This is a genomic window from Streptomyces sp. NPDC038213, assembly GCF_055600495.1.
In genome coordinates this window covers 1-13018 of the sequence record NZ_JBVJYM010000036.1, presented here as the reverse complement: position 1 = coordinate 13018, position 13018 = coordinate 1, and the positions used below count along the sequence as shown (strand labels likewise).

The window sequence follows — 13018 nt, the reverse complement described above, 5'->3', positions numbered from 1 at the left end:
GGATTTGAGACCCCACACTTCGGTCTCAGAAGTCCTGGCCCATGGACTCGATCTTGCTGAACCGGCCGCGGAACCCGGCGGTCACGATTCCGGTGCTGCCCTCTCGGTTCTTAGCGACGATCAGGTCGATTTCGCCGGCGCGCTCGCTCTCCGGCTCGTAGTAGTCCTCGCGGTGCAGCAGGACGACCGCATCGGCGGCCTGCTCGATCTCGCCGGACTCGCGCAGGTCCGACAGCTGCGGGACCTTGCTCTCGCGGCCGGTGGTCTGGCGGGAGAGCTGGGCGGCGGCGAAGACCGGGAGGTCGAACTCAAGAGCAATCTCCTTGAGGCCGCGGGCGATGGCGTCGACCTCGTTAGTGCGGTTCCCCCCGCGCCCCTGGAGGTCGGGCTTGGCGATCTGGAGGTAGTCGAGCGCGAGCGCGTGCGGCAGGCGGTCATCGATCTGCCAGCGGCGCAGGGCCGAGCGGATCTGCGGCACGGTGATGCCACCGGGCGGGACGATCAACCGCAGCGGCGAGGCGACGATCCGCCCGCGGACCTTGTCGTACTTCTTCCACTGCGCGTCGTTCAGTGAGCGCGTACGGATGTCGTGCTGCGGAATCTCGGCTTCAGCGGCGATCAGCCGGTTCACGATCTGGCGCCGGTTCATCTCCAGCGAAACGAACGCGGCCGGACGGTCATGGACAACGGCGAGGTGACGCATCAGGTCGAGCAGCGCCACCGACTTACCCATGCCGGGGCGGCCCGCGACGATTACCAGGTGACCGGGGACGGTGCACAGCATCGTCTGGAGGTCCTCCCACGGCATGGGCAGGCCCGGGTTCTCCCCTGCGGCCTGATCGTCCTCCCAGGCCTCAACCAGCTCCTCCATGGGCGTGTCCCACCCGGCGGGGTCCTTGCCCGTGTCGAAGGTGGCCTGGAGCGCCAGGAGGCGGGCGGCGGAGGCCTCGATCACCTCGGCCGGGTCCGCGTCCTGGCTGTAGCCCATCGCGGTCACCTGCGTACCGGCCTCGATCGCCTGCCGCAGCTTCCACTTGTTGCGGACGATCTCGGCGTAGTACGGGGCGTTCGCCGCCGTCGGCACGGCCTGCACCAGGGTGTGGAGGTAGGACGCTCCGCCGATCTTCGCGATCTCACCGCGCTTGGTGAGCTCCTCCCCGACCGTGATGGGGTCGGCCACGTCGCCCTTGCCCCACATGTCGACGATGGCCCGGTAGATCGTCTCGTGGGCAGGCTTGTAGAACTCGTGGCCGCCCTTGAGGATCTCCACGACCTCGGTGATCGCGTCCTTGGACAGCAGCATCCCGCCGAGGACGGACTGCTCGGCGTCCCGATCCTGCGGCGGGATCCGCTCGAAGTCGGAGGGCGCAGCCCGGAAGGTGTCGGGAATGTCGCCACCACGGTCCTGAGCAGGCAACATCGCGGGGTCGCCCTCGAACAGGTCGCTTTCGCCGGCGGGGGCCTGCGGTGTCATGCTGGTCATCGGATCTCTTCTCTTCACTGGGTTGGGATCAGCACGGCGGCCGGTTTCTTCGCGGGAGCACGGCCGCCGTGACGTTTTCGGGGGCGGGTCAGACTGCGGCAGGTTGCCGCACACCGCCCGGGTGGCACTCCGGGCACTTCACCAGGCGGCCGCCCTGCCGACGGAACCGCTCGGCGACGATCTCCGGCCGGGTGCCGTCGTTGCACTCGCCGCACCACTCCAGGACCGCGGGCCGCTGCCCGGGCACCTTCGTGCCACGCGGCGCCGGGCACTGCGGGTGGGTCTTCGCCCGGGCCAGGTCCAGGTAGTTGCGGCTGACCATGAACGGGACCACCGACTTGGTCAGCCACTCCGCGGAATCTTCGGCCGCGATGGCCTCGGCCGCGTCCAGCGCGATGCCGTCCAGCTGACGGCGGCTCGGCCGGGTACCGCGCTCGGCCTTCCACAGGTTCCCGAACTCAGCAGCAACAGCGGCGGCCGCGGTGGCGAGCTCTGCGCCGTCGGCGGCGCTCTGCGCCGTCGTGGTCTTGGTCGGCGCAGCCGGAGTCTCTCTCTCCTCGGCCGCCTCCTCAGCCACGTCACCGGGTACCGCTGGGGCACCCGTGACAGGAGAGAGAGAAGACCTAATAGGAGCCTGAATACCCCCCTCGTTTCCGCTGGTCAGCGGCTTGTCGCCGCTCGATTTCTGCGCTCGACTGCTCGATTTCTGCTGAGCGTCGCTAGAAATCGAGCGGTCGAAACGACCTGCGGTTTCGTCCTGGGGACCCTCGGGCTCGGCCTGTTCGTCCAGGTCAGTACGTCCGCTCAAATTCGAGCGGACGATGCCGTCGGAGGTCTTCGTGTGGGTCGGCGGGACGATCGGGTTCTCGCGCCAGTCCGGCCGGTACGCGTCCAACTTCTGCCACGTGTTCGCCCAGCCGACGTGGGTGTCCGGGGGAAGGTCGTGGACCTTGTAGCGGCGGGAGATGGTCTGGATGCCACCCTTGCCGGTGGACTTCACGATGCGCTCGCCGTCCGGGTTCGTGACGAGGTTGGCCTTCTCAAGGCGCTTGAGCGCGGCCCGCACGGTCGACTCGCCGACCGGCTTCTCGCCCTCCTCGGTCAGCAGCCAGCACAGCTGGTCGACCGACATCCGGCGCAGGCCCCGCGGGCTGGACGTGAGCATGGCGCGGAGCAGGATGTAGAGCTTGAAGTCGGTGGGCTTCATCTCGGGCAGGTGCAGGAACCAGTGCCGCACCACCGCGGCCGACCAGTAGTCGGTGATGTCGCCTTCAAACAGGTACTCGCCCTCACCGCTGTCCGGCATCGGGCGGCGAGGGAGGCTTCGACGGCTCACAGCGACACCGCCGGCGGGAGCTCGCCCGGTGCTGCGGCGACGGAGGGAACGGGTGCCGCGACTCTGTGTGTCGCCAGCAAGGTGTGGATCATGGTGCGGGGTCTCCCCTGGGTGTTTGGGGAGCCGCAGACCGGCAAGTTTGACGGAAACGAGACGTGCTGACTGGTCATCGCTGCTGCGAGTTGACTGTCGCGCGCTCTATCCTGGGAGTGGTGACCTCGGGCCTGGCAGGGCTCGGGCCCCGGCGTCATCGCCGACCTACGACTCGGGCACTGAGTCGATTGCTGGATGAGATGGCCGCCCTGGCAGGGGCGGCCATCGCCATTTCACGGCGACCGTGAGAGCCCCTGGCCCGGGCGGGTGGATGTTCCAGCTCGCGGTCTGCGGGTTGCGGGATGCCATCCTTTGATCTTGCACCGCACCCGGGCGGGGCTCGAACTCAATTTCGGAGATGTCGAGTCGGGTCGCCGGGGGGCTTGACGGGTGGACTGCGTGCTGGTCACGACGTGGTGCCTTCCTGGTTCCGTTGGTTTCACCGCTGCTGCGGCTACTCGGATGCGTAGACCTGACCACCACAATCAGCGTCCACGGCTTGCGGGGCCCTGGTGATCGGCCCTTCGTTCCTGCGCATTGTGCACCCCTGCGAAGGCCTTCGGCGTCACGCCCCCCTCGTCGGAGTGTCGTTGGGGGGCGAGAGCCGTGTGGAGGAGCCTAGTCGCCGGCGGGCGGTTCCACGGGGGGCACTGGCCACTGTGCCGAGTCGCCCCGCTGGAGTTTTCCCGACAACTCAACGCGGTCGCCCGGGATCACACGGATCGTCACCTCGACCGGTACCCCGGTGCGCGCGGACGTGCCGACGATCGTGGACTCCAGCACGGGGATGGACTGAGCGATCTCCAGCAGCTTCGCTTCCTCGCGGTCCGGCATACGGATGCGGGAGGTCTCGGTCCAATCGAGCGGGCCATGTCCCGCCTCCTCAAGGCGGTCCAGGTATCCACCCGGCCCCGGGGAAGGCTCGGCGACACGGGGAGCGTCCGCGACTGCGGCCGGGCTGATCCAGGTGTCAACGAGCTGGAAGGGCGGCTCGCCGACCGGGCTGGTCACTCGTCGCCGGCGCAGTACCTCGGTGCCAGCGGCCAACTGGAACTCGCTCGTGACCTGGATGGGGGCGGGCAGCTCCTTGCGGAAGGGGCGCCCGTGAGCCTCCCACGGTTCATCCGGACGGGACGCCGCGGGGAACACGTATCCGCGCGCAGGGTCCCGAGTGACGGTCACCCCGCGCGTGATGCGTCGGCGAACCGGCGGCTGGAGGACAACGGATCCGCGACGCTGAACGGTTCGCACGAGACCCTCCTTCTCCAGCTCCTTGTAGGCAGCGCGGACGGTTTCGTGGTGAACGCCAAGCTCGGCTGCGTAGGCCTTGAGCTGCGGCAATGTGTCGCCGGGCGCGTAGGTGCCGCCCTGAATTTTCTCGCGCAGATCGGCGGCAATCTGTCGCCACTTCGCGGTGCGGGGCTCGGTCATGGGACTGCTTCTCTCCTCGGCTACTTGGCGTCACCACCAACACTAGATCAGACCTAGGTTTTAACGCCTATCGGGCGGCGGTGTCCAGGACACGAGGGAAAAAACCTAGGGTTATTGACAGTCGGAGGTGATCGTGATGTCATCTTCTCGTGGCCAGCAAAAACCTAGGTTTTAGCGGGTCGCGGAGATGCTTTGCAGTACCGCTGTGCCTTGTCGGCCTCAGTGAACTCGCCTTCGCGGGCGGGGTGATGGGTGGCCGGTCGTTCCTTGAGAACTCCACAGAGTGCTTTGAATTTCGGGCCGCGGCGCCCCTGCCGTCATTGACGAGATGACCCTCTCACCTGCGGATTTGCGCGGGTGAGGTCTTGAGCGGGGGGCTGGCCGCATGGCAGCCCGAGAGCGGATCTGAGTAGGGCCCCTGGGGTTGGGGCCGAGGGTGCAACACCCCATCCGCTTACTGCGCCGACCCACCCGGGTACGGCGCGACCCCCGACACAGGCGGTGCAACGCCTGTACGTGCCGGGGGTCTGCACGGACCAATCACTCAGTCGAAGGAGCTTGATCCGCATGACCATTATGACGACCAACGCCGCCCCGCTCCGCACCGAGGCCATCCAGGACGGCGTCAACGAGCTGACCGCCGTGGCGTGGCAGGCCCGCTCCGAGACCCAGGGCCTCGCCCGCATGGGCGTCGCGACGTCCGTGACGCTGTCCAACCAGGACAAGATCACCGTCGACATGAACTTCGGCGCCGAGACCGCCCACCTGCTGCACGGCTTCGTGGCCGGGATCGCGAACACCGCCCTCACGCGCACCGACACCGGCTTCACGGTCGCCGGAACGACGTTCCACGGCGCCATCAACATCAAGGCCACCGTCGCCTACGCCGCCATCAGCGTCGCCGACGCGGAGGCCCTGGTCGCGGCCGTCGACACCGACCTCGACGACGAGGTCTCCGTCATCGACTCCACCGTCCTGCTGTGACCGACGCGGAGCGCGAGGCCATGCACTCCAACCTCGCGAAGAAGAACGAGCAGTCCAGGACTCAGTCCGGCAAGAACGGGTTCGTCGCCCTGACCGGGGGCGGAGAGGTGGTCACCGTATGAACGCCCTGCTCAACACGCCGAAGCGCGTCACCCGGCGGTTCCACGCGAACCACGGACCGATGACCAGCTGGACCGCGGAGGAGTTCGACCTCCTCCAGGAGCTGCTGGTCATCGCCTGGCGCGGGCCGGTCCCCCGTTTCCGGCTCCGCCTGCGGCTGCTGACCTGGACCGCCGCCGCTCTGCCGATCGCAGTCCTGGGCTCGCTGCTGTGGACCTTGTCCAACCGGGTCTCGCCGCAGCTGGAGAGCATCACGGACCACGTGGACGACCGGTGCACCGACATCGAGAACGCGTGCACCCGGGCCGGTGACCGGGCCTTCGTCGACCGCATCGGCGGGGCCTGCAACCGCTTCGTGGACCGGTTCGACCGACTGACCGACCGCCTCGTCAGGGGCTGACGGACCGCACATCAGGTGGCCGCCGGGAGGCGGCCACCCGCACGAGAGGAGAAGGCGTGGCGGCCCGAACAGCCACCCGCAAGACCAACCCCCGGAAGGCGGCGGCCCGTAAGCCGCCGGCCGCGACCCCGTCGCCGCGACGTTCCCCCGACGCGACGACCGTACCGCCCAGCCCGGAGGTCCTTGAGGAGAGGGACACTCGGGCCGCAGACCTTCGTGACCGGTCCGCCGACGTCCTTGAGGGCGCTCGGTGGGCCGGTGCGGAGGAAGCCGCGGAGCTGATCCGCGAAGCCGAGGCCCGCGTCGTACAGATCCGCCGTGCCGCGGCCGCCGACGCGCGGCGGCTGCTGACCGAGGTGACCGAGGAGGCGGCGGAGCGACTTCGCCGCGCCGAGTCGGAGGCCGACGGGATCCGCGGACGGGCACACGACGACCGGCAGGCCCTCCTCGACGCCGCCCGCGGGGAAGCCCGGCGGGAGACCGAGGCGGCCATCGCGGCCGCCGGGGTTCAGGCGGACGAGCTGCTGGCCGAGGCGGAGAGCCGAGTCGGCAACGTGCTCGCCGAGGCGGAGGAGCGCGCCACCGCGCTGGTGGAGATGCGCCGCGTCGCCGCCGAGGCCGCATACGGCAAGGCGTACGAGGAAGCCGGGACCGTTCTTGCGGACGCCCACCAGAAGTCGGGTGAGATCACCGCCGCCCGGGCCTCGCTCGACGCGGAACTCGACCTGACCCGCCGCCGGGAACTGCTCGTCCTGGACGAGGAGCTGGCCGAGCGGCGCAAGGCGATCGAGGCCACGCTCACGCAGGTTCGAGCGGAGTGCGACCAAGCCCGGCACGAGCTCGACGACCAGTTCCGCAAGCTCGGCGAGCAGCACCACCTGGAGCGCAAGGCGCAGAAGGACCGGCTCGCCGAGGAACTGGAGGAGATGCGGGCGAACGGCGAGACCGCAGCCCGGAGCCGAGCCCGGGAGATCGTCGCCGCGGCCGAGCGCGAGAAGACGGACCTGGTCCGCGAGGCGAACGCCGCGCTGGCCAGGGCCCGGCAGCACGAGGCCGACGCGGAGCAGTACCTCGAAAAGGCCCAGGCCTCGGCTCGCCGGACGTCGAAGGTCAAGGGCGTCACCGGCAGGCTGTGGAGGGCCGCCCCCTGGGTCGCGCTCGCCGCCGGCGTAGGACTCGCCGCCAGCGGTGAGTTCCAACTCGCCAAACTGGTCGGCTTCCACGAGTACGTCGCGCCGCTGTTCCCGCTCTCCGTCGACGTCTACGCGATCGTCGCCTTCAAGAAGAAGCGCGACGTCCGCCCCGCCCTGTCGATCATGGCGGCATCCAACTTGGCGTACCACCTGGCCGAGCGGGGCGGAGTCCACGACCCGGCGAACCCGTACGGCGGCGCGATCGTCCTCGGGCTCACCGCCCTCGTCGTGATCACGTTCGTCGTCATCATCTGGCGGGTGCACGTCCTGCTGGAGGGGGACCACGCCGAACCGGTAGCGGACTCGCCGGACACCGGTACCGCCAGCGACACGGCGACCGGTAGCCCGAGCGGTACCGGCACCGGTAGCCCGACCGGTAACCGGCCCCCTACCGGTACCGGTAGCCAGCCTCCTACCGGTACCGGTAACTCGACCGGTAACCGCCCTCCTACCGGTACCGGTAATCCGAGCGGTACCGGCACCGGTAACCCGACCGGTAAGGGCGGCGGTAAGCCGGGCGCCAAGGGGAGCGGTAAGCCGGGCGGTAAGCGCCCCGGTAACCCTCCCACAGCCGAGCAGCGCCAAGCGGTTCGGGCCCGGGTCGCCGAGATCCTCAAGGGCGGTGGAGTGCCCTCGCCTACCGCTCTCGCCGCCGAGTTCGGCGGCCTCGACCCCGAGTGGGTCCGCAACCAGATCCGCGCCGTCCGTCCTTCCTGACGCGACGGCGGTAGAACGCCCCGCGGGCTGGGCCCGCCTCTGCCCCCGAGAGACGGCGGGCCCCTTCCCGAAAGGAGAACCACCCCGTGACCGACATCGACAACGTCAACCGCCTCCCCGCGGATTACCGGCCGCTGCTCAACCTGGAGGCCCTGTCGCGCTGGACGCTCGACCGGCAGCGCGAGCACACCGCGGACCTGGCCACCTACGAGGCCACCCTCGCCACCTTCGAGACGGCGCTGCGCAGCCAGCACGTGCCCGGCGACGGCCGGTGGGCGGCCCGCCGCCGGGCCCGGAAGGTGGAGAAGCACCTCAAGGCGCTGGTCAGGGCCTCGCAGAACGCCGCGCAGGCCGCCCAGAACGTGCGCACGGCCTACGCCGACCACGTCCGTGTGGTGGCCGCCCTGCCGGCGCAGCGCGAGCAGAAGGCCCTGGACAAGGCCGCTCGTCGCCAGCGCGGAAGCGAGCTGGCCACGGCGTCCCTGCAAAAGACGGCCGAGGTCATGCGGAACGCGGGCCGCCCCGAGGGGCCCGCCGACGGTGAAACCGCTGGTCAGAGCACCGAATCCACGCCCGGGCCGCCGCCGGTCCGGGGCATCGGTGACCTGTTCGGCAAGAAGGGAGCCTGACCCCCATGTCGACGATCGCGGATGCTCGCGCCGAGAACCAGCGCAAGCACTGGGCCGCGCGCCAGGAGCGACAGCTCCAGCGCGGCCCGCGAGGACTCGCTGAGGCCTGGTGGGACCGGGTCAAGAAGCAGTGCGCGGAGGCCGAAGCGGGGGGCGATCCGGAATTGTGGAACGTCCTCACGCGGACACTGGAGAACTTCCACGCCAGTCACAACGCGTAGTCATCATCACCATCATCACCACGGCAGACGGACCGGATCGGGAGCCCCAAGGCGGGCGCGCGGGCCCGCGGGCGCGCGGGCGCGCGAGGATGCCCGATCCGGTCACCGTCTGTCAACCCTGGAGGACCAGTGGATGACGACGACCGGAACGTTCTGACCTTCCGGCCGAGGGGTGGTGGAGGGGCCCCGCCGGGGCTCCCGCCCCTCCCGGGGGCACCGCCCCCCGGGCTCCCCCCGACCCCGGGCGGCACTCCCCCGCCGCCCGCCGCCCCGCCGCCCCCGGCCGACCCGCCGACGGGAGGTGGGGCGGATCTCCTTCCGGGCCGCTCCCGCCGCTCGGCCGCCGACTCGCTGGCCGCGCTGACCGCACCGCCGCCGGCCGCGCCGGGGTTGCCCCCGGTGCCCGGGGCGGCGACGGCCGACACCACGGTGGCGATGCGGGAGGAAGGCCTCGCCGAACCCGCCGCCCGCGACCCGGAGACTCCGGGGCTCGGCGCGCTCGGGCTGTCGGCGGCCCTCGCGGTAGCGCTGGCCGCCCTCCGCGGCACGGCCACGTTCGTTCAGGACTGGCGCCAGCGCCGTATGGAACGCGAGGCGGAGACCGCGCCGCTGCGCGAGGCCCGACTCAAGCACCTGCTGGCCAACGAGGAAGCCCACGCCAAGCACGCGGCCGCCATGCAGGCGGTCGGCGACAGGGCCGCCCAGAAGAAGGGCGTCCCCTCCAGCCAGGAGTTCGGCCGCAAGTCGCTGGCGAACGGCGGCGGCGGGCGAGGGAGCTCCGGGGGCGGAGGCGGGCGCGGCCCCGCCGGCGGAGGCAAGAGCCCCGCAGGAACCGGCCCCAGCCGAACGCCGAAGACGACCCCCACCCCGGCAGGGTCCGGCGGCAGCTCCAAGAAGCCCTCCTCCTCGCCGCTGGGCAGTACCAGCGGCAGCAAGGGCTCCGGCAATAAGGGCCTCGGCGGGGGGAAGGGCTCCGGGGGGAAGGCGGCGCCGGACAAGCCCTCCAAGGGGATCAAGTCGCCGATGGGCGCCAAGGGCAACGGCGCCTCCGCCGGAGGGACCGGTCCGGGGCGTACGAACACCCGAGGCGATCGAGCGGCCGCCCGGCAGGGCGCCCGGGCGGACCGCCGCATGGCCAAACAGGCCGCGCAGCTGGAGAACAAGGCCAAGGACCGGGACGCGGCTCGCGAGCAGGAGACCGGCGTCAAGGCCGCTCGGCAGGCGCTCAAGGAGAAGGGCCGCGCGAAGCGGATCGAGGGGAAGCAGGACAGGGCGGAACAGGCGCGCGACGCCCGGTTCAAGGCGAAGCAGAAGAAGCGCGAGGCCCGGGCGGAGGCCCGGGAGAAGAGGAAGGAGGAAGCGGCGGCCGCCGACGCGGGCCGTACGACCTTGGGGCAGGCGGCGGTCACGGAGGCTCGGCGGCGCTGGAACAAGCGCGGCAAGCACCGCCCGACCCCGATCGTCTCCAAGGTCAAGAAGCGCAAGAAGAAGGGCGGCAAGGGCAAGCCCGGCTCCGGATCCGGCGCGGCGGCCACGGCGACCCCGCCGAAGGTCGACCTGACCAAGAAGCCGAAGCCGACCGCTGGCGGCACCACCGTCCCGCCGAAGGTCGACCTCACGAAGAAGCCCAAGCCCCCCTCGGCGGCGGGCGGCACGACCACTCCCAAGGTCGACCTCAGGAAGAAGCCGAAGACGCCGACGGCAGGCGGGACGAGCACGGCCAGCCCCGGCAGGAAGAAGGCCAGGGTGAAGCCCAAGCGCAAGACCAAGGGCAAGACCTCGGGCGCGGGGCCCGCCGCCGGCGGACCTGGCCCGTCGGCCCGCCGTAAGGAGCGCCGCAAGGACCGGGTCCGCCGCGCGAGCGAGCGAGTCAAGGCGAAGGCCACGGCCGAGGAACCTCCCGCCGGCCCCGGCGGTGCGAGCGGTCCGGAGGCGGGCGGGACGTTCTGGCCCCCGCCCCGCGGGGAGCGGCGCAGTGCCTACGAGTCGATGTGGGCGACCGACCCGAATCAGCAGACCGAGTGGGTCGTCGAGTCTCTGCACGTGCCCGGCTCCCGGGAACGCAAGTGGGAGCCCCGCGAGCCCGCGGTCCTGACGGCCGGGACGGCCACGGCGGCCGCACCGTCCACCAGCACACCCACCAAGGAGGCGCCTGTGAGCGCAGGCTTGTCCATCCCGTCCATGCGGTCCCAGGCGGCCGCCGAGCACATGACGGAGGTGACCCTCGACGACGTCCTCGACGCCCTCGCCGATGCCAAGGACGACTGCATGGAGACGTACGACGAGTGCGCGGTCCTCGCGCAGCGCGCGGTCAAGATCCGCGACGCGCTGCGCGAGCTCGCCGCCGAGCTCGCCGAGCACCACAACATCATCGGCCGCCTCACCTCGGCCGCGATGACGCGCCTGGCCGAGTCGATGGACCTGCTGGCCAAGAAGGCCAACCAGATGCGCGGCGAGGCACTCGTCGCCGCCGAGTCCGTCGAGCTCGCGCACGACGAGATGCACGACGCCTACCGGCCCGTGCAGCAGGCCGCGTTCGACGCGGGCCTGGCCATGCCCTCCGCCCGCATCCACAACGAGGACTGACCATGAGCGACATCGTCCCCTATCAGGCGCCGCCGCTTCCCGTGAAGGGCGGCAAGCTCGGCTTCCTCAGCCTCGCCGCGAAGATGGCCACCCTCGCGGCCGCGGCCCTCAGCCTCAAGGAAGGGCTGTGGCTGCTGAAACACCGAATGGAGAAGAACGCCGACCGCCACGACCGCATTTCCGAGATGTGCGGCGAGGCGGAAGTCGAGCCCCGATTCACCGCCCTCATCACCGACTCGGCCACCGCACTCCGGAAGGTCGCCGAGGCCTCCGCCGAAGTCGCCGGGGCCGCCGATCAGATGGAAGCGAACTCCCGCGGCTTCTGCGACGCCCACAGGGCCGAATACCAGGGCGTCTACGAGGCCGTGAAGGCCCGCCCGGACGTGCAGCAGGCGAAGCCGGGCTTCTACCGCAAGCGCTGAGCAGCACGAAAACGCACCACCCGCGAGGGGTCCGGCGAATCCGCCGGGCCCCTCCCTTATTCCCCCATTCACCCCCGGACCGGGAGAACATCGTGACGACCGAGATCGTGAAGGCCGATGAGGCCGCCACCGTCCCCGAACCCCGGGGCCTCACACCGCAGACCGCCCGCCGCCTCGCCCTCGCGGAACGCCTGCTCTACGGCGCCGCCGGCGCCTGGGCCGCCGTCGGCCCCATCACGGACGTCCCCTGGTGGGCCCACGGCGGCGTCGTCCTCACCGGGCTCGTCTCCGGACGGCGCCTATGGAAGCGCACCGGTCAGGAGGACGGCCCCGGCCTCCTCCTGGCCTCCATGCGCTCCCTGCCGGTCCTCGGGTGGTCCGGGGCCTACACCGCCGGACTCCTCGCCCCCGTCATCGACTACCCCAACGGCTGGCCGATGCTCGGCGCGGCCGCCTGGACCGCCGTCATGGTGCCGATGGCGCCCTGGACCCGCTCGCGCGGCCTCCAGCGGACCATCGCCCAGATGCCCGAGTACGCCGCGGCCACCGACGAGACCGTCGTGCAGGAGATCGTCCCCGCGCCCACCACCTACGAGGGGCATCTGCGGCTGATGTGGACCACGTCCCCGGCGACCGGGGACACCCAGCTCACCGGCATCCGCCAGCACCACGAGGACCGCCCCGACTTCGACGCGGTCATCCTCGCCCCGGCCGGGCAGGCGGTACCCCCCTCCGTGACCCAGAAGAACGTCGCCGCCGTCTTCGACGTCCCGCCGGCGGCCGTCCACCTCGACCCGGTCCCCGGATACGGCCCCGGCCGCCTCGCCCTGCGGGTCACCCCCGCGGAGGCGCAGGAGGACGCCCAGCGGGTCGGCCTGGAGTACCTCTGGCACACCCGGGTCTCCGGCCCCGGCGGAATGCTCCCCGGAATGGAGATGATCGACCACCGCATCGACGAGGACCGGATCCGCATCCTCGTCGAAGCCGACGACAGCGCGATGATCGCCCTCCCCCGCAAGAAGCTGGCCCGCGCGCTCAAGGTCGAAGACCCCGAGCTGGTCATGATCGAGACCGACGACATGTCCCGCGGCGTCGTCACCATCTACCGCGAGCACCCCCTCATCAACATCCGCGAGGCCACTCGCGAGGACCTGACGATGGGCGCGGACGGGTTCATCCGCATCGGCCTGCGCCACGACGGGCGGCTGTTCAAGATGGCCCTCTACAGCCCCGAACTCGGCGGCCTCACCGACCTGGCGGTCGGCGCCATGGGATCCGGCAAGTCCGTTTTCCTCCTCACGGTGCTGGCCGCCGAGCGGATCAGCGGCGTCATCTCCCTGGTCGCCGACGCCCAGTCCGGCATGTCCCTCCCCGAAGCGAAGGGCCGCGTCTACCACTTCGGC

General features: G+C 70.9%; 11 protein-coding genes and 1 pseudogene. 9 read left to right on the top strand and 3 right to left on the bottom strand.

All coding sequences use genetic code 11. The features are described 5' to 3' along the window. Window positions 1–25: 25 nt before the first annotated feature. From ACZ7JZ_RS31715 to ACZ7JZ_RS31705, 3 genes are all read right to left on the bottom strand, one after another. A complete protein-coding gene (locus ACZ7JZ_RS31715) occupies window positions 26–1483 on the bottom strand; it encodes a replicative DNA helicase (protein ID WP_470945498.1) in 1458 nt (485 codons plus the stop codon). Between the two features lie 88 nt (window positions 1484–1571). Further along, entirely contained in the window at window positions 1572–2789 is a 1218-nt protein-coding gene (locus ACZ7JZ_RS31710; RefSeq protein WP_470945495.1) for a hypothetical protein, read from the bottom strand. Between the two features lie 741 nt (window positions 2790–3530). Next, on the bottom strand, window positions 3531–4343 hold the full coding sequence (locus ACZ7JZ_RS31705; RefSeq protein ID WP_470945494.1) for a GntR family transcriptional regulator: 813 nt from the start codon (window positions 4341–4343) through the stop codon (window positions 3531–3533). A gap of 567 nt (window positions 4344–4910) precedes the next feature. Between ACZ7JZ_RS31705 and ACZ7JZ_RS31700 the strand changes: the two genes are divergently transcribed. The 9 genes and pseudogenes from ACZ7JZ_RS31700 to ACZ7JZ_RS31660 all read left to right on the top strand — a co-directional run. Further along, on the top strand, window positions 4911–5327 hold the full coding sequence (locus tag ACZ7JZ_RS31700; protein ID WP_470945493.1) for a hypothetical protein: 417 nt from the start codon (window positions 4911–4913) through the stop codon (window positions 5325–5327). Continuing rightward, window positions 5324–5449, top strand: coding sequence for a hypothetical protein (locus ACZ7JZ_RS31695; RefSeq protein WP_470945491.1), 126 nt, complete (start codon window positions 5324–5326; stop codon window positions 5447–5449). Before ACZ7JZ_RS31700 ends, ACZ7JZ_RS31695 begins: the two co-directional genes overlap by 4 nt. Continuing rightward, on the top strand, window positions 5446–5847 hold the full coding sequence (locus ACZ7JZ_RS31690) for a hypothetical protein (protein WP_470945489.1): 402 nt from the start codon (window positions 5446–5448) through the stop codon (window positions 5845–5847). The genes ACZ7JZ_RS31695 and ACZ7JZ_RS31690 overlap by 4 nt, the downstream gene beginning before the upstream one ends. A gap of 56 nt (window positions 5848–5903) precedes the next feature. Further along, window positions 5904–7757 carry a hypothetical protein gene (locus tag ACZ7JZ_RS31685; RefSeq protein WP_470945486.1) on the top strand — a complete coding sequence of 618 codons (1854 nt, stop codon included), beginning with the start codon at window positions 5904–5906 and terminating at the stop codon, window positions 7755–7757. A gap of 86 nt (window positions 7758–7843) precedes the next feature. Beyond that, entirely contained in the window at window positions 7844–8386 is a 543-nt protein-coding gene (locus ACZ7JZ_RS31680) for a hypothetical protein (RefSeq protein WP_470945484.1), read from the top strand. 5 nt (window positions 8387–8391) lie between these two features. Continuing rightward, on the top strand, window positions 8392–8607 hold the full coding sequence (locus ACZ7JZ_RS31675; protein ID WP_470945481.1) for a hypothetical protein: 216 nt from the start codon (window positions 8392–8394) through the stop codon (window positions 8605–8607). 399 nt (window positions 8608–9006) lie between these two features. Further along, window positions 9007–11193, top strand: coding sequence for a hypothetical protein (locus tag ACZ7JZ_RS31670; RefSeq protein ID WP_470945480.1), 2187 nt, complete (start codon window positions 9007–9009; stop codon window positions 11191–11193). A 2-nt stretch (window positions 11194–11195) separates the two neighbouring features. Beyond that, entirely contained in the window at window positions 11196–11615 is a 420-nt protein-coding gene (locus ACZ7JZ_RS31665; RefSeq protein WP_470945478.1) for a conjugal transfer protein TraB, read from the top strand. 92 nt (window positions 11616–11707) lie between these two features. Further along, a pseudogene (locus tag ACZ7JZ_RS31660) lies at window positions 11708–13018 on the top strand (hypothetical protein); the annotation flags it as partial.